The 21,082-nt window shown below is 41.7% G+C and carries 27 protein-coding genes and 3 pseudogenes; 15 read left to right on the top strand and 15 right to left on the bottom strand.

Annotated features, from left to right (window positions below; all coding sequences use genetic code 11):
• Position 1 precedes the first annotated feature (1 nt).
• Together LRS05_RS16800 and LRS05_RS16795 are read left to right on the top strand one after the other, a co-directional pair.
• On the top strand, positions 2-541 hold the full coding sequence (locus LRS05_RS16800; RefSeq protein WP_257868390.1) for a DUF6452 family protein: 540 nt from the start codon (positions 2-4) through the stop codon (positions 539-541).
• Positions 522-1,211, top strand: coding sequence for a DUF6048 family protein (locus LRS05_RS16795; protein WP_308225076.1), 690 nt, complete (start codon positions 522-524; stop codon positions 1,209-1,211). The genes LRS05_RS16800 and LRS05_RS16795 overlap by 20 nt, the downstream gene beginning before the upstream one ends.
• Positions 1,212-1,695: 484 nt before the next feature.
• On the opposite strand, the gene LRS05_RS16790 is transcribed toward LRS05_RS16795, so the two are convergent.
• Positions 1,696-1,866, bottom strand: coding sequence for a hypothetical protein (locus LRS05_RS16790; protein ID WP_257868392.1), 171 nt, complete (start codon positions 1,864-1,866; stop codon positions 1,696-1,698).
• Positions 1,859-3,776: pseudogene (locus LRS05_RS16785) on the bottom strand (amino acid permease). Before LRS05_RS16785 ends, LRS05_RS16790 begins: the two are co-directional and overlap by 8 nt.
• A 205-nt stretch (positions 3,777-3,981) precedes the next feature.
• Between LRS05_RS16785 and LRS05_RS16780 the strand changes: the two are divergent.
• Genes LRS05_RS16780 through LRS05_RS16770 form a run of 3 tightly spaced genes read left to right on the top strand, consistent with a single transcriptional unit; the run spans position 3,982 to position 5,209 of the window.
• A complete protein-coding gene (locus LRS05_RS16780; protein WP_257868394.1) occupies positions 3,982-4,620 on the top strand; it encodes a peroxiredoxin in 639 nt (212 codons plus the stop codon).
• 33 nt (positions 4,621-4,653) lie between these two features.
• Entirely contained in the window at positions 4,654-4,968 is a 315-nt protein-coding gene (locus LRS05_RS16775; protein ID WP_257868395.1) for a thioredoxin family protein, read from the top strand.
• On the top strand, positions 4,949-5,209 hold the full coding sequence (locus tag LRS05_RS16770; RefSeq protein WP_257868396.1) for a hypothetical protein: 261 nt from the start codon (positions 4,949-4,951) through the stop codon (positions 5,207-5,209). Before LRS05_RS16775 ends, LRS05_RS16770 begins: the two co-directional genes overlap by 20 nt.
• Positions 5,210-5,277: 68 nt before the next feature.
• Here the strand turns inward: LRS05_RS16770 and LRS05_RS16765 are convergent, their stop codons facing one another.
• The 3 genes from LRS05_RS16765 to LRS05_RS16755 all read right to left on the bottom strand — a co-directional run bounded on the left by LRS05_RS16765 (position 5,278) and on the right by LRS05_RS16755 (position 6,759).
• Positions 5,278-5,829 carry a hypothetical protein gene (locus LRS05_RS16765; protein WP_257868397.1) on the bottom strand — a complete coding sequence of 184 codons (552 nt, stop codon included), beginning with the start codon at positions 5,827-5,829 and terminating at the stop codon, positions 5,278-5,280.
• A complete protein-coding gene (locus LRS05_RS16760; protein ID WP_257869342.1) occupies positions 5,802-6,326 on the bottom strand; it encodes a hypothetical protein in 525 nt (174 codons plus the stop codon). Before LRS05_RS16760 ends, LRS05_RS16765 begins: the two co-directional genes overlap by 28 nt.
• A gap of 73 nt (positions 6,327-6,399) precedes the next feature.
• A complete protein-coding gene (locus tag LRS05_RS16755) occupies positions 6,400-6,759 on the bottom strand; it encodes a DUF983 domain-containing protein (RefSeq protein ID WP_257868399.1) in 360 nt (119 codons plus the stop codon).
• 81 nt (positions 6,760-6,840) lie between these two features.
• Between LRS05_RS16755 and LRS05_RS16750 the strand changes: the two genes are divergently transcribed.
• Positions 6,841-7,719, top strand: coding sequence for an AraC family transcriptional regulator (locus LRS05_RS16750; RefSeq protein WP_257869341.1), 879 nt, complete (start codon positions 6,841-6,843; stop codon positions 7,717-7,719).
• Between the two features lie 67 nt (positions 7,720-7,786).
• Here LRS05_RS16750 and LRS05_RS16745 read toward each other — a convergent pair whose 3' ends face one another.
• Together LRS05_RS16745 and LRS05_RS16740 are read right to left on the bottom strand one after the other, a co-directional pair.
• Positions 7,787-9,763: a dehydrogenase E1 component subunit alpha/beta gene (locus LRS05_RS16745; RefSeq protein WP_257868401.1), complete on the bottom strand. Its 1,977-nt coding sequence runs from the start codon at positions 9,761-9,763 to the stop codon at positions 7,787-7,789.
• Between the two features lie 159 nt (positions 9,764-9,922).
• Positions 9,923-10,798: a hypothetical protein gene (locus tag LRS05_RS16740; RefSeq protein WP_257868402.1), complete on the bottom strand. Its 876-nt coding sequence runs from the start codon at positions 10,796-10,798 to the stop codon at positions 9,923-9,925.
• 104 nt (positions 10,799-10,902) lie between these two features.
• On the opposite strand from LRS05_RS16740, the gene LRS05_RS17495 reads away from it, so the two are divergent.
• The 3 genes and pseudogenes from LRS05_RS17495 to LRS05_RS16730 all read left to right on the top strand — a co-directional run bounded on the left by LRS05_RS17495 (position 10,903) and on the right by LRS05_RS16730 (position 13,302).
• Positions 10,903-11,187 carry a hypothetical protein gene (locus tag LRS05_RS17495; RefSeq protein WP_308225071.1) on the top strand — a complete coding sequence of 95 codons (285 nt, stop codon included), beginning with the start codon at positions 10,903-10,905 and terminating at the stop codon, positions 11,185-11,187.
• Positions 11,188-11,324: 137 nt separating this feature from the next.
• The gene (locus LRS05_RS17490) at positions 11,325-11,987 is read left to right on the top strand and encodes an arginase family protein (RefSeq protein ID WP_308225069.1); all 663 of its coding nucleotides are present in this window, start codon (positions 11,325-11,327) and stop codon (positions 11,985-11,987) included.
• Positions 11,988-12,044: 57 nt separating this feature from the next.
• Positions 12,045-13,302, top strand: a pseudogene (locus LRS05_RS16730) (DEAD/DEAH box helicase).
• 70 nt (positions 13,303-13,372) lie between these two features.
• Here the strand turns inward: LRS05_RS16730 and LRS05_RS16725 are convergent.
• Positions 13,373-14,287 (bottom strand): hypothetical protein, encoded by a 915-nt coding sequence (locus LRS05_RS16725; RefSeq protein WP_257868404.1) that lies wholly within the window; start codon positions 14,285-14,287, stop codon positions 13,373-13,375.
• Between the two features lie 260 nt (positions 14,288-14,547).
• Between LRS05_RS16725 and LRS05_RS16720 the strand changes: the two genes are divergently transcribed.
• The 6 genes from LRS05_RS16720 (at position 14,548) to LRS05_RS17480 (ending at position 17,411) form a co-directional block, all read left to right on the top strand.
• Positions 14,548-15,195 carry a hypothetical protein gene (locus tag LRS05_RS16720; protein ID WP_257869340.1) on the top strand — a complete coding sequence of 216 codons (648 nt, stop codon included), beginning with the start codon at positions 14,548-14,550 and terminating at the stop codon, positions 15,193-15,195.
• Between the two features lie 210 nt (positions 15,196-15,405).
• Positions 15,406-15,744, top strand: coding sequence for a S41 family peptidase (locus tag LRS05_RS16715; RefSeq protein ID WP_257869339.1), 339 nt, complete (start codon positions 15,406-15,408; stop codon positions 15,742-15,744).
• A gap of 324 nt (positions 15,745-16,068) precedes the next feature.
• The gene (locus LRS05_RS16710) at positions 16,069-16,332 is read left to right on the top strand and encodes a hypothetical protein (protein ID WP_257869338.1); all 264 of its coding nucleotides are present in this window, start codon (positions 16,069-16,071) and stop codon (positions 16,330-16,332) included.
• Positions 16,333-16,429: 97 nt separating this feature from the next.
• Complete coding sequence (locus LRS05_RS16705; RefSeq protein WP_257869297.1) at positions 16,430-16,591, top strand: hypothetical protein; 162 nt, start codon at positions 16,430-16,432, stop codon at positions 16,589-16,591.
• Positions 16,592-16,593: 2 nt separating this feature from the next.
• Positions 16,594-17,067, top strand: coding sequence for a hypothetical protein (locus tag LRS05_RS17485; RefSeq protein WP_308225067.1), 474 nt, complete (start codon positions 16,594-16,596; stop codon positions 17,065-17,067).
• Between the two features lie 20 nt (positions 17,068-17,087).
• Complete coding sequence (locus tag LRS05_RS17480; protein ID WP_308225065.1) at positions 17,088-17,411, top strand: endonuclease/exonuclease/phosphatase family protein; 324 nt, start codon at positions 17,088-17,090, stop codon at positions 17,409-17,411.
• 79 nt (positions 17,412-17,490) lie between these two features.
• Here the strand turns inward: LRS05_RS17480 and LRS05_RS16695 are convergent, their stop codons facing one another.
• The 7 genes and pseudogenes from LRS05_RS16695 to LRS05_RS16665 all read right to left on the bottom strand — a co-directional run bounded on the left by LRS05_RS16695 (position 17,491) and on the right by LRS05_RS16665 (position 20,733).
• On the bottom strand, positions 17,491-17,856 hold the full coding sequence (locus LRS05_RS16695; RefSeq protein ID WP_257869296.1) for a protease complex subunit PrcB family protein: 366 nt from the start codon (positions 17,854-17,856) through the stop codon (positions 17,491-17,493).
• A pseudogene (bshA, locus tag LRS05_RS16690) lies at positions 17,853-18,992 on the bottom strand (N-acetyl-alpha-D-glucosaminyl L-malate synthase BshA). The gene LRS05_RS16695 and the pseudogene bshA overlap by 4 nt, the downstream one beginning before the upstream one ends.
• A gap of 88 nt (positions 18,993-19,080) precedes the next feature.
• A complete protein-coding gene (locus LRS05_RS16685) occupies positions 19,081-19,539 on the bottom strand; it encodes a DUF1801 domain-containing protein (protein ID WP_257868409.1) in 459 nt (152 codons plus the stop codon).
• A 71-nt stretch (positions 19,540-19,610) separates the two neighbouring features.
• Complete coding sequence (locus LRS05_RS16680) at positions 19,611-19,952, bottom strand: serine hydrolase (RefSeq protein ID WP_257869337.1); 342 nt, start codon at positions 19,950-19,952, stop codon at positions 19,611-19,613.
• 14 nt (positions 19,953-19,966) lie between these two features.
• Entirely contained in the window at positions 19,967-20,095 is a 129-nt protein-coding gene (locus LRS05_RS16675; protein ID WP_257869336.1) for a hypothetical protein, read from the bottom strand.
• Between the two features lie 49 nt (positions 20,096-20,144).
• Positions 20,145-20,498, bottom strand: a complete 354-nt coding sequence (locus LRS05_RS16670; protein ID WP_257869335.1) for a hypothetical protein — start codon at positions 20,496-20,498, stop codon at positions 20,145-20,147.
• On the bottom strand, positions 20,464-20,733 hold the full coding sequence (locus LRS05_RS16665; protein WP_257869334.1) for a serine hydrolase domain-containing protein: 270 nt from the start codon (positions 20,731-20,733) through the stop codon (positions 20,464-20,466). The genes LRS05_RS16670 and LRS05_RS16665 overlap by 35 nt, the downstream gene beginning before the upstream one ends.
• Positions 20,734-21,082 lie beyond the last annotated feature (349 nt).

The following is a 21,082-nucleotide window of genomic DNA, read 5'->3' as shown; positions in this document are numbered from 1 at the left end:
TATGAAAAAAGCCCTTGTGCTTACTGCTGTACTTCTTGCAGGCAGCTTTTACCTCAGCTGCGAGAAAGATGATATATGTGCCGAAGACACACCTACTACACCGAGTGTAGTGGTTGAATTTTATAATAAAGATAACGCAACAGTACTTAGAACAGTTGATGACTTAGCCATAATTGCGATAAATGAAACCGACACCCTTCCGCTTAATGATACCGGTACGCTGGTTGGTACTGTAAGCAGGGTGCTGCTGCCGCTTCGCACAAATCAGGATGTTACAGAATACAGGCTTATATACCGCTCACGTGCTACAGACGGCACACGAAATGAAGATTTACTGAAGTTGGACTATACCCGTACTGAAACTTATGTATCACGCGCCTGTGGGTACAAAACAACGTTTACGCTCATACCCCCCACACCTGTTACAAATATAATTACACCCGGCGCAGATGGTACCCGCTGGACTGCGGCAAACGGCATCAGCATAGAAAATACCAGTATAGAAAACGAAACCGAAGCTCATGTCAAAATTTATTTTTAGCCTATCGCTTTTACTGGTGAGCATTACCGGCTTTGCCCAGACTGCAAATGATACAACCACTGCTCCAGAGCCTGTTTATAAAGACCGCTATGGCCTGCGTGTAGGCGCTGACCTGTACCGCCTTACCAGAGGTTTATATAATGATAATTACAGAGGATTTGAAATTGTGGCCGACTACCGACTTACAAAGAAATACTATGTGGCGGGAGAAATTGGCAATGAAGATTTTACTGTTGATGATGACCAGCTGAACTTTACCACACAGGGACAGTATATTAAGATTGGTTTTGACTATAATGCCTATGAAAACTGGCTCGACATGGAAAATATGATATATGCCGGTGTGCGCTATGGTTTCAGCCGTTATAGCCAAAACCTGAACTCATACCGCATTTATGACGCATCTGGATATTTTGATGAAACTATCTTTTATCCTGACCGAAAATTCGATGGGCTTACCGCGCACTGGGCCGAGGTTGTTGGCGGTGTAAAAGCAGAGATATTTGATAACCTTTTCCTTGGCTTCTCAGTAAGACTCAACTACCTGATCACCGACAAAAAGCCAGAGAATTTTGACAACCTCTACATACCGGGCTTTAACCGTACGTATGAAGGGAGCTTTGGCGCAGGTTTCAATTACTCATTATCGTATTTTTATTCCGCTGTATAAGAAGGATAAAGTACCGAAGGAAGAAAAGAAGTAAATCAATTACTTTTCAATTTGATTACCCGATTGATATGCCATGTCAAGCGATCGTATGATCCATTATCAAGTGCTCTCTGTCCTGAAAGCATACTTGTAAAAAATACCGGCGTATCTTTCAAAGCACTGTCTTCTATAATTTTGTTGGATCCTATCTCCCTCACAAAATTCATGCTTAAAAGGGAAAAGGCCACGGCAAAATGCATTTGCTACGACAATCGCCAATGGCTCGATTTTTTCAATATTTTTTTTGGAAAGAGCGATTTGTGAATCTAAAAATGTCTTCCTTCAATATGATTATAATATATGTGTTTTACGAAGTTTTGATTTGTTTCTCTTAAATAGAGTAAATCAATATGTGACCAATCTTTATTAACCTTCTTTGAAATTTCTATAAATTTATTGAAATAACGGTGGCTTTTATCGTTATAAAATAATCTTTCTTCTTTATCTATTGGAGATAATATGATGGGTTAATCCCAACAAACAATAATGATTTAGTTTTTGTTTCATCAGGAATTGCATATCCTCGATCATAAAGTGGTATGCTGCGAAATTGCTCAATATTCCATAAGCTGTTAATTTCATCTTCGAAAATTTCTTTTATACTAAATTTATCCATTAGCTTCAACATTAAGTTTACTGTTTCTCCTGCTGTACCCAAAGTATATAGCCAGGCCTATCAATAGCCAGATAGTGAAGTAAATCCAGTTCCAAACGCTAAGTTCTGCCATCATGTAAAGACAGCAGATAAGCCCCAGCAATGGTATAAGAGAAAGGTTTTTCCTGTAAGCCCAAACAGCCAACCCAACCAGCGTGAATAAAAATATCCACATAGGTATCTTGTGTTTGAAGAGTTCAAAACCGCTTTCGTATTTTTGAGCATCAGGTATGGGCATGTTTTCAATCAATGAGTTATAATTGCCGGGGGCATTTTCCTGCTTGTGCAACAGTATCCGGGTAAGGTCGTCAAGGCTGCCCCTGTCATTTGGCACAAGGTAAGCATGAACATCAGCAATCTGTTCATCGTGCAAAGATGTCACTATTTCTTCGGGCGATTTTACCCTTGTCTCATTTGTAAGGAATGCCATGGTGGATTCTTTAAACTGGGTAAAAGTATAACTAATCCTGCAACCAGCCCCAATGGCATGATATATTTGGCATTTACATATGGTGTGCGGAATTTACCTCGTGGTACATCAGGCCTGTTCTGCAACACTAATACTCCTGCACAAACAAGCACAAAAGCGAACAGCGTACCAATACTGCACAGGTCTGTCACTATGGTAAGGTTCAGGAAAAGCGCCGGCACAGCCACCACAAATCCGGTAACTATTGTAGCGTATGACGGTGTTTTAAACTTCGGGTGCACTTTAGAGTAGCGCTTTGGCAGCAGGCCGTCGCGGCTCATGCTCATCCATATACGTGGCTGCCCCATCTGGAAAACCAGCAGCACACTCGCCATGGCAACAACCGCACTAACTGCTATAATTCCGCTCATCCATTTCAGGTCAAGTGTATCAAATACAAACGCTAAGGGGTCGCCAACGTTCAGCTGGTTATACTTTACCATACCTGTTAATACTAAGGCAATAGCAATGTATAATGTTGTACATATTATAATCGCCCACATCATACCTTTAGGCAGGTCGCGCTGTGGGTTTTTGCATTCTTCCGCAGTAGTAGATATAGCATCAAAACCAATATAAGCAAAAAACACTGCCGAAACACCTTTAAGCACTCCTGCAGCTCCATTAGGCGCAAACGGATCCCAGTTGCTGGTATCAACATAAAATATACCCACTGCAATTACAAGCAGTATAATACACAGCTTCACTACTACCATAAGGTTACTGGCATTGCGCGATTCTTTCATGCCGCGGTAAACCAAGGCTGTTATCAATATTATAATGAAAAGTGCAGGCAGGTCAGCCACAAAGTGAATCGGCCCAAGTGTAGGTGCAGTTGTCCATGCGGTATAAGCAGCCTGCATCCCGGCATCAAGGTCAGCAAAAGCTTTACCGCCTTTCATGAGTGCGGTAGCATCGGCAAAGCCGTTTGAAGCTGAAAGGTAATCCATCTGTATCCATTGCGGAAGATGGAGGCCGCCACTTTCGAGTAATCCGATAAAATAATCGCTCCAGGAAATGGCAACCGTTATATTACCTATGGCATATTCCATGATGAGGGCCCAGCCAATAATCCAGGCTATCAATTCACCAAAAGCAACATATGAATAAGTGTAGGCACTGCCCGATACCGGAACCATAGAGGCAAATTCGGCATACGCAAACGCCGCAAAGCCGCAGGCAAGCGCCGTAAACAGGAACAGGAAAATTACTGCAGGCCCACCATCAGCGCTGGCCTTACCTATGGTACTGAAGATACCTGCACCTATTATAGCCGCGATGCCAAATGCAGCCAAGTCTTTAACTGTGAGGTGCCTGCCTAGCGACGGCCCGTGTGATTCGTCATTAACCCGTTGTAAAATATCTTCTACCCTTTTTTCCTGAATAAATTGTTTAGTCCCATTTGTTTTATTGCGAGGCATTTTGCACCTTAAAACAAATATAAAAAAAGTTGCGGGCATTTGGTTATTTCTTAAATATTTCCCTAAATTCTGTTTTAATAAGAATTTTCTATACCACTATAAACATTTACAATCAATAAATACTATAAGCAAAATTGATTATATCTAAATTTGCTATATCAAAATAACACATTAAACCTAAACGATATGTCATTAGTAGGAAAAAAATTCCCAAACATCTCAGTTGACGCGATTTCAGAAATGGGCGACAACATGAAGATAAACATTTTTGAAGAAGCAGTAAACAACAACAAAAAAGTATTGCTTTTCTGGTACCCGAAAGATTTTACTTTTGTTTGCCCTACAGAGCTTCACGCTTTCCAGGCTGCGCTTCCTGAATTTGAAAAGAGAAACACAATGGTGATAGGCGCATCATGTGACACTAACGAGGTTCACTTTGCATGGCTTAACACTGCAAAGGATAATGGTGGTATTGAAGGCGTAACATACCCGCTTCTTGCTGATACCAACCGTAACCTTTCAAACATCCTTGGCATCCTTGATATTGAGTCGACTTCATACAGCGAAGAAACTGACTCTGTAGTAATTGAAGGAAGCAACGTTACGTACCGTGCTACTTACCTGGTAGACGAACAAGGCAAAATTTTCCACGAAAGTGTAAATGATATGCCGCTTGGCCGTAATGTGAATGAATATCTTAGGCTGATTGATGCTTATACACACGTACAGGTTAAAGGTGAAGTTTGCCCGGCTAACTGGGAAGAGGGCAAAGAGGCTATGACGGCTGACCGTAAAGGTGTTGCTTCTTACCTTTCAAACAATTAATTACTAACACTTTAACAACACACCTTAAAAATTATGTTACAGGAATTAGAAAGAGATAATCTTGCGGAAATTGTTGCAGCAGAGCCTGTTGTAGTAGTACAGTACTCAGCCGGATGGTGTGGCAACTGCAGGATAATGAAGCCAAAATTTAAAAAAATGGCTGGTGAGAATGAAAATGTAACTTTTGTACTGGCTGATGCAGAAAACTTTCCTGAATCGCGCAAGCTGGCCAACGTGAGCAACCTGCCAACGTTTGCAACTTTCAGGAATGGTGAGCTTGTAAACCAGATACAAACAAATAAAGTAGAACTTTTAACCGACCTTGTAAATGAAGTTACCAGTAATTAAGCACCTAACGCAGTTTATTGAAGATAACGACCAGGACTACGTTATTGAGGCCCTTGAAGTACTTGAGGCGCTTACAGAGGTTCCGTCATTAAAAGACGAAGAGCTAGATGTAGTTGGTGAACTTATCTCAAACATGTATGGTGCACTTGAGGTACACAAAATGATAAAGGACGGTATGGAAAAGAAAGAAGCGCTTAACGCATTTATGATGCGGGTGCTTGGCGCTATAGATAAAGGTTAGCAGTACGCTTAACTTTGTTTTTCATAATTTGGTTATTAAGAAAACGCTCCTTAAAAAAGGAGCGTTTTTTATTTAAAATCAAGACGTACAATGCTGTTTTGCCCTGCAGCTATGGCAGATTTATCGTTAATAAAGCGTATAGTGTGGAATGATTTTTCATCGTGAATCTTTTTCCATGTAGCGCCGCGGTCATAGCTGTACCACACACCGGATGGCCCAACAGTTACCAGACCATCGCCATCGCTTTTTGGCACAAACTGCACGCACGAAGCATACCCGAATGCTGTACCATCGGCCATCACTTTCCATGACTTCCCACCGTCTTCCGTGAGTATTTTGTTACCTTTATTTCCTGAAGAGTTGGAATAGTCGCCGCCCACTGCAAAACCGATATTATCATCATAAAAATCTACAGAAAACATTCCGGTTGGGGCATCCCCCTGCAAGATGGGTGTTTCGGTCACCGACCAGTTTTCGCCTTTGTCTGCAGAATAAAACACGCGCGATTTTTTACCCCCTGAAATGATCCACGTTTTATTGCCATGAACTACAAGGTTAGTATTGCTTGCCGCAAAACAGGCTTCTCCCTCTTCTACCATAGGGAGTTTAATGCATGACATTTTTTCCATGTATTGCCGCCATCTCGTGTAAAAATTACAGAGAGACATTCATTTACCGGGTCGCCAATGGCTATACCTTCGTCATCATTCCGGAATTTCATGCTGTCGTAAAACACTTTTTCGCCCGTTTCGGTGTAAACCAGCTTGTTGTGCTTTGTGTCTTTGGTAACTTTATAAAGCAACGCCGGAGTACCTGCATTTAATAAAAACACAGCATCTTTAGTTTGGGCAATAGAACGGAATTCAGGATAAAGTGTATCTTTTGAGATTACACCGGTCAGGGCTTTACCTCCATTTAATGGTAATGCACCAAAATTTCCCATACTGCCGGCATACCATACTTTGTCGCCGTCAATGGTAATGGCACGAACACCTATGTCCTGTTGCTCATGAAGGGTTGTTGTTGTAACCGTGGTGAATTGTGGCTTGTAGTCTTTCTTTTCTTTAGCGCATGAGAAAAATAACATGGCGCTGAAAAGCCCTGCGAAGTACTTCATTAGTGGTTGGTTTTACGCTAAAGTACTCAAATTTTCAGCTTATGCGAAAGAACTTTATGATTTCATAATGACACTAAACCGTCCTGTCCTTCCCGTCAAGCATATAAATCCATATCATACGTGATAGCCTGAAATTGAATGTGCTAAGCAGTACAGCCATAATTGCGATTATCAATAATATCAGTGCATAATTATCTGTAATTAAAAATGAAATGATGAACACCGCAATCATTTCTGCTACAGTCAGCCCATAGCTTACGTACATAGAGCCGAAAAAGTAGCCGGGCTCTTTTTCAAATTGGTGACCGCAAACCGGGCAATGCTCGTTCATGCGTGGCATGGTAAAAAGTAAAGGGTTGCCTTTTTTGTAAAACACTTTTCCTTTTTCACACTTCGGGCATCTTTCGCCCAGTATTCCTTTAATAGCAGACATGGCTTTTATTTTTACCAAAGGTACAAAGGTTTTACAGTTACAGGGTTACACAAATTTCGCAATAATTTGTACTTTTAAGACATGGAAAAAACGGAATTACTTGACATTGAACTTTTCAGCGGAAAAGAAAATCATGACGGTTTCTATATTAACATACTGGAAAATCATCTCGAAGCTTTCCATAAAGATATTTCTGTACCGCATAAGCATGACTTTTATGTGGCTGTACTTTTCACGCACGGAAGCGGTGTGCATGAAGTTGATTTTACTTCTTACGCTGTTTCCCGTGGTGCATTATTTTTCCTAAACCCGGGGCAAACCCACCATTGGGAACTTTCAGATGACATCAGTGGGTACGTTTTCCTCCATACACGTGCTTTTTATGAGCAGCATTATACGCAGAACCGCCTAAGCCAGTTCCCTTTCTATTATAGTATTCATAATATGCCTGTGGTTATGCTTGATAAAGATGAGACACAATCTGTTGAAGAATTGTTTGCCAATGCACTACATGAAAGCCTGAGTAATGACCTCATGAAAAGGCAAAAGCTCCTCAGCCTGGTTGACCTGATTTATATTGAAAGCACGCGCGAATATCTTAAGATAAATAATGACACTGCCGCTTCCGGCCCTTATTCTGATATCTATATACGTTTTGAGGCTTTGGTTGAGAGAAACTTCCTGACGATAAAGTCGCCATCGCAATATGCCGATATGCTCGCCATCAGTGCCAAACACTTAAACAGGATTGCAAAGGCCGTAGCGGGAAAAACCGCATCTGATATTATACAAGACAGGGTATTGCTCGAAGCGAAAAAAGAATTGCTGCTGCACCGTGATAATTTTGCAGAAATTGCTGCATATCTTGGCTTCGAAGACTACGCCTATTTCTCACGCGTGTTTAAAAAACGTACAAGTGAAACGCCGTCGGAGTTTGTGGGGAGGTATCGAACAACTTAACACTTAAATGCCCGAGAAAGAGAAGTTCTCGGGCATTTGATATTAATTACAATATTAGGTCTTATGCTTAATATGCCATCAACTCCTGCAACGCCTCTTCAAAACGTTGTTTCGGCAGGTATTGGTCTTCAAGTGCCTTGGTGAATGGTATGGCGCTCTCAAGGCTTCCTACACGTTTTACCGGGCCATCAAGCCACTCAAAGCAGTTCTCCATAATCATGGCTGATATATCACTGGCCACACCGCCAAACAATGTATCTTCCTGAAGGATTATAATCTTGCCTGTTTTCTTAACCGATTTATAGATAGCCTCTGTATCAAGCGGCTGCAGCGTGCGAAGGTCAAGCACATCAGCTTTAATTTCAGGGTTTTTGTCAAGCGTTTCAAGCGCCCAGTGGACACCTGCACCAAATGAAATCACCGTAACTGCATCTCCCTCTCTTAAAAGCGCAGCCTGCCCAAATGGTATGGTGTAGTAATCTTTTGGTACATCCTGGTAAACGCTCCGGTACAGAGCTTTATGCTCAAAGAACATCACCGGATTGGGGTCGTTTATAGCGGTAGCCAGAAGTCCTTTTGCATCATACGGGAAAGCCGGATACACCACTTTCAGTCCCGGGGTTTTAGTAAACCATGCCTCATTGGTCTGCGAATGGAAAGGCCCTGCCTGTACACCCGCACCGCAAGGCATACGCACCACCACATCAGCATTTTCCTGCCAGCGATAGTGTACTTTTGCTAAATAGTTTACAATCGGGTTGAAGCCCGTAGAAACGAAATCTGCAAACTGCATCTCGATCACCGACTTATATTTATTAATGGATAAGCCCATACCTGCCGAAACTACGGCCGACTCACATATTGGTGTGTTTCGAACACGGTCTTTACCGAACTTCGCTACAAAGCCATCGGTAATCTTGAAAGCGCCACCGTATTCAGCTATGTCCTGGCCCATGATCACAAGATTTTCATGACGCTCCATCGATTGGCTAAGGCCTTGCGAAATTGCATCAATCATTCGCACATTCTCAACATCACCTGAAGGCTTAACTTCTTCAAAATTATATGGTTTGTAAACATCATTTAATTCTTCACTTAAGCTGGCTTCAATGGCAGGCTCGGCAGAAGCACGTTGGTAATGTTCATCAATTTCTGCTTTAAGTTCAGCTCGAAGCGCTTCGTCTTTTTCATCGGTAAGCACACCTTCTTCTTTAAGGTATTTGCGGTAGTTGTCAACCGGGTCTTTTATCGCCCACATGTCCATCAACTCCTGCGGAACATATTTGGTACCACTCGCCTCTTCATGCCCACGCATACGGAACGTCTTGAACTCCAGCAAAACCGGGCGCGGATTGCTGCGCATCGACTCTACAATACCCGTCAGCTGCGTAAAGACCTCAAGTATGTTATTCCCGTCGATTATATGCGACTCAATGCCATACCCTATGCCTTTATCAGCCAGGTTTTCACAACGATATTGTTCGTTTGTAGGTGTTGACAGCCCATAACCATTATTCTCGATGATGAAAAGCACCGGAAGTTCCCATACGGCAGCAATATTCAACGCCTCGTGGAAATCCCCCTCACTGGTGGCGCCTTCTCCTGTAAATACAGCAGTTACTTTGCCTTCGCCGCGAAGTTTGTGAGCTAGTGCAATACCATCGGCCACGCCAAGCTGCGGCCCAAGGTGCGATATCATCCCGATGATCTTAAACTCCTGCGTACCGAAGTGGAAAGAACGGTCGCGGCCTTTGGTAAACCCGTTAGCCTTACCCTGCCATTGCGAAAACAATCTGTACAGCGGAATATCACGCCCTGTGAAAACACCCAGGTTACGGTGCATTGGGAGAATGTATTCGTCTTTATCCAGTACGGCAGTAACGCCAACTGAAATAGCCTCCTGCCCTATGCCTGAGAACCATTTTGAAACCTTACCCTGGCGGATTAGGATAAGCATCTTTTCCTCTATAAGGCGTGGTTTTATTAATTTCTTATATAAATCAAGTAATTGTTCGTTGGTAAGCTGTTTCCTGTCGAATTTCATGGTGATTTTTGAAAAATCGTTAATGTGTTTGCAACGCCAAAGGTAAAAAAATAACAAGTGAAAGGCACAGTGTGATAAAAATTTATTTTGACGATTTAGGGCATAAAAAAAGGATATCCCAGATCCGGAATATCCTTTTTAACTGTAAATTATTTCTCGTTAGCGGAGGTTGAAACTTGAATTAGCAACAAGCACATCCTTATCAAACACATTTACAAAGTAAGTGCCTTTGGCAAAGTCTTTACCCGAAAGTGTCTCGCTTATATCAACTGTCTTGTTCTGGAAGTTTGCAACAGTTGTAAAGCTGTAGGTAAGGGTGTAGTCTCCAAACACTTCTGTTTTCTTTTCGCCCAGCACATTGTTCTTGCTATCGATGATCTGTACATAATACATTCTGTCGCCGGCTTTAGCTACTTCGTTACCTGCAATTGTAAAGCTTATCCTAAGCTTATCAACCCTGCTGGCTTTATCAGTCGCCACAAGCTTACCTGAACTACGTTCCTTAAATGATTCTGTTTTCAGGTTAAGAATTGTAAGCTTTTGTGCTTTCTCAACAGTTTTGGTAAGATTGTCATTTTGCTTCACAAGGGTATCACTGTACCTTCTTGATTCGCCCAATGCAGCAGCAGTTGTATCACGCTGCATCGTAAGGTCGGCATTCTCGCCTTTCAGCCTGTTATTTTCAGCCATCAGCCTGTCCATGTCACGCTTCAGCCTGCGGTAATCATCACGGAAACGGCTCAGCGTAGCAACATCACCTTTAGATTTCTCTACCTGGGCAATCAACTCCTCAATTTTAGCGCGTTCTGCTTCCAGCTCGCCTTTAAGTCCGCTGTTTTCAGCAATGGCTTTGTCATAATCGGCCTTGGCGGCATTTAGTTCAGCCAGCAAAGTATCTTTCTCGTTTGTAAGTTTTACTTCAGTCTCTTTGCTGTCAGTGCTCATTTTATACATATACGCCAAACTACCCAACAGTAAGATAGACAGTACAATAATGATAGCTTTTAAACTTGAATTGCTTCTTTGATATTCCATTGTTGTAAGTTTTTTTTTCAAATTTATGGCTTTTTACATTTTGCCTTTATCTTTTTTAACGAAAATTAAACTAAAATAGTATTTTTGGTTACCACAAAATTGCCATGGAAAATATAGTAAGGTTCACAGAAAACAGCCTATTGAAGTATACTGCCGAGCGCAGCGGCGAGATTAAATATGGTGAGCGTATACAAGTGCTGCCACCGGGTATTACCATTGAAGAAGGGCTTGCTGCAACCGATGCTGAATTTGTATTATTAGGAATACCCGAAGATGTAGGCGTACGTGCCAATTATGGCCGTCCCGGCACTGCAACAGCCTGGGAAGGCGCTCTGAAAAGCATAGTAAACCTACAACATAACAAATTTTTAAAGCCGGAAGGCTGTTAATACTCGGCTGTGTAGATACTGCCGAAGCCCTGCAGCAGGCTGAAGGCCTTGACCCTAACGAAAAAGCAGACCGTAAAAAGCTTTCGGCCCTTGTAGAGCAGCTTGATAAAGAGGTATCGCACATAATAACCCTTATTGTGCGTGCAAAGAAAACACCCATCATTATAGGCGGTGGCCACAACAATGCCTACGGTAATATTAAAGGTACAGCGCTGGCAAAAGGCCGCCCTGTAAATGCTGTTAATTTTGATGCGCATACCGACTTCCGCTTGCTTGAAGGGCGCCACAGCGGTAACGGTTTCAGCTACGCTTATGAAGAAGGCTTCCTAAGGAAATACTTTATCTTCGGGCTGCATGAAAATTATTGCGGCAAAGGTGTAATGGAAACCATTAAGAAAACCGAGGGCCGCGTTAAATACAATACCTACGAACAGATTGCCGTAACGCGTGAAAAAGGTTTCACTGCCGAAATGCACAACGCCCTTGAGTTTATAAATGATGAACGATACGGTGTTGAGCTTGACCTTGATGCGATTGTAAACGTGGCCAGCAGTGCCATGACACCTTCAGGCTTTAGCGCTGAAAGGGCAAGGCAGTTTGTTTACTTCTTCGGGAAACAGAAAAATGCGGCATACCTGCACATATGCGAAGGCGCACCAAGCCTTGATAACGCTGCCAACAGCCATCTTACAGGAAAACTCATTGCTTATCTTGTAACTGATTTTATGAAGGCAAAGACATCATTAGTAAACAATGCTGCAATAACTGACGAATCTGCTAAAAATTCCGCTAAATATTAAAAGCGTATCTTTGCCGGGCCGCAATACTTATGCTGCGGCTTATTTAGAAACGATTAGATGAAATTTGAAGATTTAAACCTGCTGAAAAATATACAGCAGGCCCTGGCCGATGAAGGCTATGAAACCCCTACCCCTATACAGCAACAGGCAATACCTGTTATACTTGAGGGGACAGACCTTGTGGGCTGTGCGCAGACCGGTACCGGAAAAACGGCGGCCTTTGCCATACCTATACTTAACAGCCTGCACCGTATTGTAGGCAGCGAAAAGAAACGCAAATACATACGCACGCTTGTAATAACACCAACACGTGAACTTGCCCTGCAGATTGGCGCCAGCTTTGACACGTATGGAAAATATACCAACGTAAGGCAGCTTACCATTTTTGGCGGTGTGAACCAGACATCCCAAACCGACCAGCTTAAAAAAGGCGTTGATGTGCTTATTGCCACACCTGGCCGACTGCTAGACCTGCACAAGCAGGGCTTTATTGACCTGAACCACATGCACCACCTGGTGCTTGACGAGGCTGACCAGATGCTGGATATGGGTTTTATAAATGATGTACGGAAAATCATTAAGCTCACTCCGGATAACAGGCAGACGCTTTTATTCTCTGCTACTATGCCGATGGCAATACGCGAACTGGCAGATACTTTCTTAACCGACCCTAAGTATGTAGCGGTGGCACCAGTATCATCTACCGCTGAGCGTGTGAAGCAGCAGCTGTACCACGTAGATAAGGGTGATAAGCGCAAATTGCTATACCACCTTATCCGAACGAAAACCTGAGCAATGTGCTCGTATTTACACGTACAAAGCACGGCGCTGACAATGTGGTAAAAGCATTGAAAAAGCATGGGGTAAATGCTGAAGCCATTCATGGCGACAAAAGCCAGAATGCCCGTGTGCGCGTGCTTGAGGGCTTTAAGAACAAAGAAGTATCGGTACTGGTGGCTACAGATATTGCTGCCCGCGGTATTGATATTGAAAGCCTGCCGTATGTGATAAACTTTGACCTGCCGAATATTCCCGAAACTTATGTACACCGTATTGGGCGTACAGGACGTGCGGGTAATGAAGGGCTTGCCATATCTTTTGCAGTAAAGATGAACTGCCTTACCTTAAAGATATTGAGAAGCTGATACGCATGCAACTTAAAGTTATTGAGGGGCACCCCTACCCAATAGGCAACGCACCTGAACCTAAACCGGATGCAAAACCCGACCTGCGGAATAAAAATAAAAACCCGAATAATAAGAACAATTCGCGTAAGAGCGATGCTTCAAAAAAGAATAAAAAACGCTGGTACTAACCGGCGTTTTTAATTTAATTAGAAAGGGCTGCCTAAGCAGCCCTTTCATCATATCAGATAAATTTAAAAACTATTCAGTCCAGAAATATGGGCTTTTTGCAGCAACTGAAAATGCAGCTAAAAGCGCTTCTTTTTCCGTATCATTCAGATTTGAATTTTCAATTTCAGCAACATAAAATTTAATGATAGTTTCAAAATCTTCAAATGATTCAGCCTTATTGTAAACATTTAAGAATAAATCTAAAACATCATAAAGGTTTTGATTAATCAATTGATCATTAAGCAGGCTTTGTAATAAAACCTTGTAATCAAATTTATCGTCCTGAGAATATTTACCAATTGCATTGCTTATACCGCTCTTAACATTTGCCAGTTCACTTGACTGGAAGAGTGTATTCATTAATGATTTACTATCATCTTCACTGGCTGTTTTCAAAAGATATGAAGTTCCGCTGATAGATTTTGCCGTTAACCAGTCTTTTTGGCTTATACCACCATAATATGACTCTTCAAGGATGCTGTTGTGCAGATATCCTAACTCATTAAGGTTTACAAATTTTGGGTTTGTAATTTCAAAATTAATATCATACCTGTCTTCATATTCAATTAGTTCAGGCATACCTCCCCTGTTATTTGCACACGCTCTTGGTTTCACTGTACAATAAGCCATGTATGACCCACCGGCCGCACCAACAACAGCTCCCGCAGCAGAAACCACTGCATAACCTGTACCGCTGGTTGCCGCACCTGCAGCAATTGCCAGTTTCTGAACTCCCCATACACCTGCTGCAGCACCTGAAAGGTCTCCTGTTGCAACAGCTGCTACCTGCAACACTTTACCCCAAAACCCGCCTCTTTGGCTTGCAGCGCTTTGAGGATGTTTTGTAATGAAGTCATTATTGAATGCCTTAAGATTTTCAAGCATTACAGCATGAGAATCCTGCACCTGTACACTTTCATGCTCAGAGCAAGAATATATACCCACTGCCAATACGAATAATCCAATAATTGTAAAAAAATCTACTTTTTAAAGTTTTCATTGTGAATTGATTTTAAATAAAACGAAGTATTATTTCAAACTGGCCAATTTGATAATGCAAATATAAGATTATATTCTTATATAGAAAAAGTGATATCGACAAAATACGAAAATAATCGATGAATATTTTCTAACAATACGTTGGCTATATTGTCAGGAGTATATATCAATGAAATGTATTCTTTCTAATGTATATATTTGCTCTTATGAAATATTTTGGCAAGTACATTGTAATTTTTTGTACCCTTTTAGGAATAAGCGCTTTATCTCAAACAAGATATGAGCAGGATTTCCTTGAACTGTGGAATGACTATAACGACAACTATGCCTATTTTGAAAAGCAACACATTGACTGGGCAAAGGTTAAAGATATATATCAGCCACAGGCTGCTGCTATCAAAGACGACGCACAATTTATAACCTTTCTTGAGCAGGTGCTGCAGGAGTTTCATAACGGGCATGTTTCACTTACAACCAATCTGCCATCATCAAACAGGATAATTCCCTCAGGTAACGACCTGTTTGCAGAAAAGCGGGGTAACTATTACTTCATTGCAGATGTAAAACCACAATCCGGCGCTGAAGCATGCGGACTGAAACCGGGAATGCAGTTACTGAAGTTTAATGGTAAAGCTGTTGGTGAGGAGCTAAAGCGCTTTCTCCCAAAATATATAACATCTTATAATGAAAGCATGTATTCTTATGCTTTAAATATGCTGATGGCAGGCACGCATGATACACAGCGTGAAATTACACTCATAGAAAATGGTATTGAAAAAATATACTATCCTGATGCGCATAAACCTGTAAGGCCGGAAAACTTCTTGACTACAAATTACTGCCGGGCAACATAGGCTATATTAAAATAAATAACAGCCTGGGTAATACCGATGTTATTGCTGAATTTGATAAAGCGCTGGACGATCTTATAAAAACAAAATCTATAATACTTAACCTTACCGATACTCCCGGCGGTGGCAATACTACTGTGGCGCGAGGTATAATGGGCAGGTTTACCTGCAGCCCATTGCCTTACCAGAAGCATGTAATCAACGAAAAGCAATATGGCACTGTACGCAGCTGGGTTGAATTTGTATCGCCGAGAAAAAACAAACTACACAGGAAAACTTGTAGTGATGGCAGGCCATTGGACGGGCAGCATGGGCGAAGGCATGGTAATTGGGTTTGACGCCATGAGACGCGCAAAAATAACGGGTACGAAAATGGCGGGTCTGCTTGGGGCAATTTACACCTACCGGATGAAAAACACAAACATCGGTTACCAGATTCCCATCGAAGGCATGTACCATGTTAATGATACGCCACGAGAAGATTTTATGCCAAAATATATCACAGCCAATTCTTCAGAAACTTTTGCGAAAGCTCTATCACTCGCCAGATAGTTTCTGCAAAACTTGCCGTGATGTCAAAGAACGATTTTGGTTCAAAAAATCTTTTGCAAAATTACGATGCCTTTTCAACATCATTGTTACAAAACCCTTTCAAAAAAGTGCAGTTCATCGATTTTATTTAACTCGAAATACAAATACTTGTTTTTCAATTATTTAATTAAGACTAAATTGCCTTTTGCATGAGAAAATAAATCTTACAGAAAACTAGTAATTCAGACTACTAATTATTTGTTAATTGCTGCACTCGCAAAAAACAATAGTGCAATAAAATTTATGGCCTGAAAATACGTTGAAGGATTTTAGTAATTTTACCTCATGAAAAAATTAGGATTGCTGCTTGCACTTTTTTGCTTCCAGATAGCATTTGCACAAAAGCCAGCTGTAAAAAAACAGTCACCAAATGACTGGGATGAACTTGACAAAAACTTCGTTCAGTTAGTTGATGCTTTAGTTAAAGGCGACAAAGCTAAATTTCTTAGCCTCAGCCTGAAAGAAGTTGATTGCGTTGACTGTGTTGGCGCTATGGACGTAGCTGCTGACGGCACTATGTTTGTACCCGCCGAATTCTTTTTGCGGTAATAGGCCAAAAGTTTACTGAGTCGCCGGTATACAAGGCCATGGCAAAAAAGGTTACTCATTCAGCTCTATAACCTTAAAAGGTTTCAAGCCCAAAGTAATGCCTAAAGATTACCCTAAAGACCTGAAGCTGTACGAAGTATGGGTTGAAACATACTACCCGGGCGAGTTCTCAAAAGTTCATAAAGGCACGAGCCATAGCTTTAGATTTGTGAAAGTAGGTGGCAAATTCAGGTTTTACGGGCTAACATCAATCCCGTAATTATGCGGGCTCTCTTTGTTGCTATATCATTGATATCGTTTGCCTTATACTCACAGGTAAAGGTAATGACATATAATATCCGGCTTGATTTGGTAAGCGATGGTGAAAATCGCTGGGACAACAGGAAGGATATGATGGCAAGCCAAATTTTGTTCTATGAGCCTGATTTTATGGGAGTTCAGGAAGCCCTGCCGAACCAGATGCAGTTTTTAGCAGATAAATTAACCGGATATAATTACATTGGCGAAGGCCGCGATGGCAATGGTAGTGGTGAGTACTCGGCTATCTTCTATAATAAGCTCAAGTACAAGCTGGTACAGCAGAAAACATTTTGGTTATCACCTACTCCCGATGTTCCTTCAAAAGGATGGGATGCTGCTTATAATCGTATTTGTACCTATGGTTTGTTTGAAAATATCAGGACAAAAAGAGGATTTGGGTTTTCAACACACATTTTGACCATGTTGGAGAATTAGCACGAATTGAAAGTACAAAGTTGATTATCAATAAAATAAACGCAGTAAATACTAAAAACTACTCAATTATTCTCACGGGCGATTTTAATCTTGAAGATTCTGCCGAAAGTATTAAACTATTGTCGGCACAACTGCATGATTCTAAACTACATGCGTTGCAAAAGCACGGGCCTGAAGGCACATTTAATGCTTTTAAATTCGATAAACCCGTTATTACGAGGATAGATTACATTTTTACGTCTCCAAATGTAACAGTAAACAAATATGCCGTTCTAAGCGATTCAGACCATTGCAGGTATCCAAGCGATCACCTGCCGGTTTATACCGAACTGGATATCAAATAATTATTTAAAATTTATAGATTTGGTTGTAGTAATTGATGCAATACAGTAAGGCTGAGATAGCGCCATTGTTGCCATACCTTCAGGCGATTTCTTTTATTGTAACTGTTACACTTTTGCCATCGTCTGTAACATTTTCAATACCGATACTATAGCCACCGCTGTTCTTTTGTCCCATAAACAATGCTATGACAGCCTGTTTTGAAAAGTCAACTACAGGCGCAGTGCCAATTCCAAGTTGGCTGTATAAACTATTGAGTTCAGCCTGGGTTTTCACAACTACATTACCCTCAATTTCCCTGCCACCGTATTCTTCCTGCTTCAGAATTTCATAGCTAATAGATGATGCTGCAGACTTATCTGCCTGATTATCTTTTGTTTTAGAATCTTTACCTGCATTGCAGGCAGCAAATAAAATTACAGTAAATGCTATAACTAAGTTTTTCATGCGTGCTGTTGTTGTTTTAGGGCTTTGCGGTAAAGCTGTTCGTACATTGGTAAAATATTCTTTATATCAAACTCCTGCGCTACTTTTAAAGCATTAGACTTAAATTCATACAGCCTGTTGTCATCTTCAAGTATAGCTATCGCTTTTTTTGCCATACTCTCAACATCGCCTACATCAGCCATATAGCCCGAGTACCCGTCCTTATTTACTTCAGGCAAACCACCGGAATTGCTAGAAATTACAGGTACTCCACAAGCCATAGCCTCAAGCGCAGCAAGCCCGAAACTTTCTGTTTCAGACGGTAACAGGAACAGGTCACTATAGCATAAAATCTGGTCTATCTCGCTGCTGTTACCAAAGAAAATTACTTTGTCAGAAATTCCTAATTCACTGCAAAGCTTCTCAGCGGCTGCACGTTCGGGCCCGTCACCTACCATCATAAGTTTGGCAGGCATAACTTTTTGTATCTCGTTGAATATCTTCACTACGTCAGGAATGCGTTTTACTTTCCTGAAGTTGCTTATATGTGTTATAATCTTTTGCTTATCGGTTGCCATAAGCCCTCTATGACATGCAGAAGTTTCATCAACTTTATTCTTGTTAATCTCAATGAAGTTAGGATTACAACAATATCACGCTTAATGTCAAACAACCTATACGTTTCATCTTTAAGGTTTTGCGATACCGAGGTTACAACATCACTGTGATTGATACTCGAAGCTTACTGCAGGTTTATAAAACGGATGGTTGCCCACCAGTGTGATATCCGTGCCGTGAAGCGTTGTTACCATTGGTATCCTTATACCCTGCTCTTTCAGCATTTTCTTGGCCATGTAGCCCGCGTAAGCATGCGGAATAGCATAGTGCACATGCAGCAGTTCAATGTTATGGAGCTTGACCATATCTACCAGTTTGCTTGATAGTGCCAGTTCGTAGGGCTGGTAATGAAACAGCGGATATTCAGGCACATGCACTTCGTGGTAATGCACATTTGGGTTAAGCAGCGCAAGGCGAACCGGCTGGCTGTAGGTTATAAAATGTATTTCGTGGCCACGGCGTGCCAGCTCAAGGCCCAGTTCTGTTGCTACTACCCCGCTTCCTCCAAAGGTTGGGTAGCATACAATAGCTATTTTCATCAGGAAACATTAAAGTACGAAATTACATAAAAAAAACAGGCCTCAACCTGTTTTGTGTATAATTAACGAATGCTTGCCAGCTACATCATCAGCGTTTCAGGTTAGCTTCATATCGGTCTATCCACTGCTGTACAGTCATTTTGGTAACAAGTTCGCCTATAAGGTCAAACGGAATACTCTCCGGCTTTTTAAAGCGGATACAGCTCTTACCCATATCAAGCTTAGTCTTCACATATTTTGGATATTCTCCTACAAACCAATCATGAAGGTCTTTGTCGGCATAAATGCCCATGTGGTACAGTGCAATAAAATTCTTTTGAGATGCTATGCCCAAAAAAGGCAACGGCTGCTTTGGGTCGCAATGATAACCTGCCGGATAGATTGAATGTGGTACGCCCCAGCCCAGCATGCCATACCCCATGCTCTCGCTAAAGCCCTCTGGTAGATTTTTTACTATTACTTCCCGCAGTTTTTTCATAGCCGCCCTTCTTTCTTCAGGAATAGCTTCAAAATATTCATCAGCGTTTTTAGCGTCAAGGTATTGCATAATTTTTCTTTTAATCTTTATATTTTGAAGCACAAATTCTACTCATGTATTAGCTTGTGCCCAACGGCTGGCTACTTGATAATCGCTTCTTGTAGAACCCGTTGTATATCTTCTCGAATATTTTCTTTTGATAGTTTGTTTTCGCCTGCTTCAGGATAGGTACGGTTACTCAGGAACACATACACAATTCCGCTCTCCGGGTCAGCCCATGCCATAGTGCCTGTAAAACCGGTATGCCCAAAGCTTGACTTTGAAACACATCCACACGTTGGCCCTGATTTTTCAAGCTGTGGCTTATCAAAACCAAGCCCGCGCCTGTTACCTGATTTGCATTCCCAGCATGTGTTAAATGTATCAAATGTTTTTGAAGAAAAATACTGCTTATTCCCGTAGTTACCCTTCTGCAGGTACATTTGCATTATTTTGGCTACATCCATAGCGTTTGAAAAAGCCCTGCATGCCCGGCAACACCATCCTGCATTGCTGCGGCCATATCATGTACGTAACCCTGGATCACCTGGTAACGGAAGTAGTTATCTACCTCTGTGGGAGGCATTTCAAACATATCCCACTTACGCAGCGGATTATAGGTCAGGCAGCCGCCCCTAATGGTTTATAGAATGAGTCATTAGCAAGCCTGTCAAGCGATTTACCGGTTTTTGCTTCCAGATATTCCTTAAACAGGATAAATGAAAAGTCACTGTATTTATATTCAGCTTTGGAAGCAGCTTGCTTTGGGCGATTTTGCTTATGATTATACCAGGATAATCTTCGCGCAGGTAAAGGTTTTCGGCTACCTGATGTGGAAATTCGGGGCTGTACACCTTGCGGTAATAGGCCGAATCAGGGTGTTTTGTTGCATCAAGTGTTTCCTGGTAAAACGGCATCCACGGCTGGAAACGTGCCTGATGCAGCAGCATGTCTTTACCGTAATATTCTTCCTTTATCTGTATTAGCAAACTCCGGTAAAATGTTGCCAAGTTTATCGTCAAGCTTAAGCAGGCCTTTATCATACAACTGCATAATGTTCGGTAGTGTTGCCAGTATCTTTGTCAGCGAAGCCACATCATATACGTCACTGTTCTTCACCTTCATATCTCTTTTGTCATAAGTATGGTAGCCAAATGATTTTTGGTAGAATACCTTTCCGTTTCTCGCAGCCAGTATCTGCATACCGGGTGTCATTTTTTTCATTTATCGCCCGGTTAGCAATCATATCAATCTTTGTAAGTGTGGCGGGATCCATCCCGGCATTGCGGGGTTGTAAAGCCAAGCCTGTTAACCGTTTGCGTAGAGCATGCCAAAATTCGACTTTATATACATTGCTTATTGAAACCGGCAGTCTTTGGCGGGAACATCCCGAATCTCACCTCGGCAGCAACTGTCTGGGCGATAAGATTTTTTCGATAAGCCAGTAATACAGAATTAAAGTTCATCATAATTCTTGATGGCATTTAGCGTATACGGCTTGGCAAAAACTGTAAGAATGGCTTTCCGGCCTTTAGCGATGCTATCAATCCATACTAACTCTTTATCACTGAAG

The sequence above is a fragment of the Flavobacterium sp. J372 genome, assembly GCF_024699965.1.
In the GTDB taxonomy this organism is placed as follows: domain Bacteria; phylum Bacteroidota; class Bacteroidia; order Flavobacteriales; family Flavobacteriaceae; genus Flavobacterium.
This window is presented reverse-complemented; position numbering and strand designations above follow the sequence as displayed.

Excerpts from the sequence above, each read along its gene's own strand:
- LRS05_RS16800 (WP_257868390.1), top strand. The coding sequence starts at position 2 with ATGAAAAAAGCCCTTGTGCTTACTGCTGTACTTCTTGCAGGCAGCTTT.
- LRS05_RS16795 (WP_308225076.1), top strand. The coding sequence starts at position 522 with ATGTCAAAATTTATTTTTAGCCTATCGCTTTTACTGGTGAGCATTACC.
- LRS05_RS16790 (WP_257868392.1), bottom strand. The coding sequence starts at position 1,866 with ATGGATAAATTTAGTATAAAAGAAATTTTCGAAGATGAAATTAACAGC.
- LRS05_RS16780 (WP_257868394.1), top strand. The coding sequence starts at position 3,982 with ATGTCATTAGTAGGAAAAAAATTCCCAAACATCTCAGTTGACGCGATT.
- LRS05_RS16775 (WP_257868395.1), top strand. The coding sequence starts at position 4,654 with ATGTTACAGGAATTAGAAAGAGATAATCTTGCGGAAATTGTTGCAGCA.
- LRS05_RS16770 (WP_257868396.1), top strand. The coding sequence starts at position 4,949 with ATGAAGTTACCAGTAATTAAGCACCTAACGCAGTTTATTGAAGATAAC.
- LRS05_RS16765 (WP_257868397.1), bottom strand. The coding sequence starts at position 5,829 with ATGTCATGCATTAAACTCCCTATGGTAGAAGAGGGAGAAGCCTGTTTT.
- LRS05_RS16760 (WP_257869342.1), bottom strand. The coding sequence starts at position 6,326 with ATGAAGTACTTCGCAGGGCTTTTCAGCGCCATGTTATTTTTCTCATGC.
- LRS05_RS16755 (WP_257868399.1), bottom strand. The coding sequence starts at position 6,759 with ATGTCTGCTATTAAAGGAATACTGGGCGAAAGATGCCCGAAGTGTGAA.
- LRS05_RS16750 (WP_257869341.1), top strand. The coding sequence starts at position 6,841 with ATGGAAAAAACGGAATTACTTGACATTGAACTTTTCAGCGGAAAAGAA.
- LRS05_RS16745 (WP_257868401.1), bottom strand. The coding sequence starts at position 9,763 with ATGAAATTCGACAGGAAACAGCTTACCAACGAACAATTACTTGATTTA.
- LRS05_RS16740 (WP_257868402.1), bottom strand. The coding sequence starts at position 10,798 with ATGGAATATCAAAGAAGCAATTCAAGTTTAAAAGCTATCATTATTGTA.
- LRS05_RS17495 (WP_308225071.1), top strand. The coding sequence starts at position 10,903 with ATGGAAAATATAGTAAGGTTCACAGAAAACAGCCTATTGAAGTATACT.
- LRS05_RS16720 (WP_257869340.1), top strand. The coding sequence starts at position 14,548 with ATGAAATATTTTGGCAAGTACATTGTAATTTTTTGTACCCTTTTAGGA.
- LRS05_RS16715 (WP_257869339.1), top strand. The coding sequence starts at position 15,406 with ATGGCACTGTACGCAGCTGGGTTGAATTTGTATCGCCGAGAAAAAACA.
- LRS05_RS16710 (WP_257869338.1), top strand. The coding sequence starts at position 16,069 with ATGAAAAAATTAGGATTGCTGCTTGCACTTTTTTGCTTCCAGATAGCA.
- LRS05_RS16705 (WP_257869297.1), top strand. The coding sequence starts at position 16,430 with ATGCCTAAAGATTACCCTAAAGACCTGAAGCTGTACGAAGTATGGGTT.
- LRS05_RS17485 (WP_308225067.1), top strand. The coding sequence starts at position 16,594 with ATGCGGGCTCTCTTTGTTGCTATATCATTGATATCGTTTGCCTTATAC.
- LRS05_RS16695 (WP_257869296.1), bottom strand. The coding sequence starts at position 17,856 with ATGAAAAACTTAGTTATAGCATTTACTGTAATTTTATTTGCTGCCTGC.
- LRS05_RS16685 (WP_257868409.1), bottom strand. The coding sequence starts at position 19,539 with ATGCAATACCTTGACGCTAAAAACGCTGATGAATATTTTGAAGCTATT.
- LRS05_RS16680 (WP_257869337.1), bottom strand. The coding sequence starts at position 19,952 with ATGTACCTGCAGAAGGGTAACTACGGGAATAAGCAGTATTTTTCTTCA.
- LRS05_RS16675 (WP_257869336.1), bottom strand. The coding sequence starts at position 20,095 with ATGCCTCCCACAGAGGTAGATAACTACTTCCGTTACCAGGTGATCCAG.
- LRS05_RS16665 (WP_257869334.1), bottom strand. The coding sequence starts at position 20,733 with ATGAAAAAAATGACACCCGGTATGCAGATACTGGCTGCGAGAAACGGA.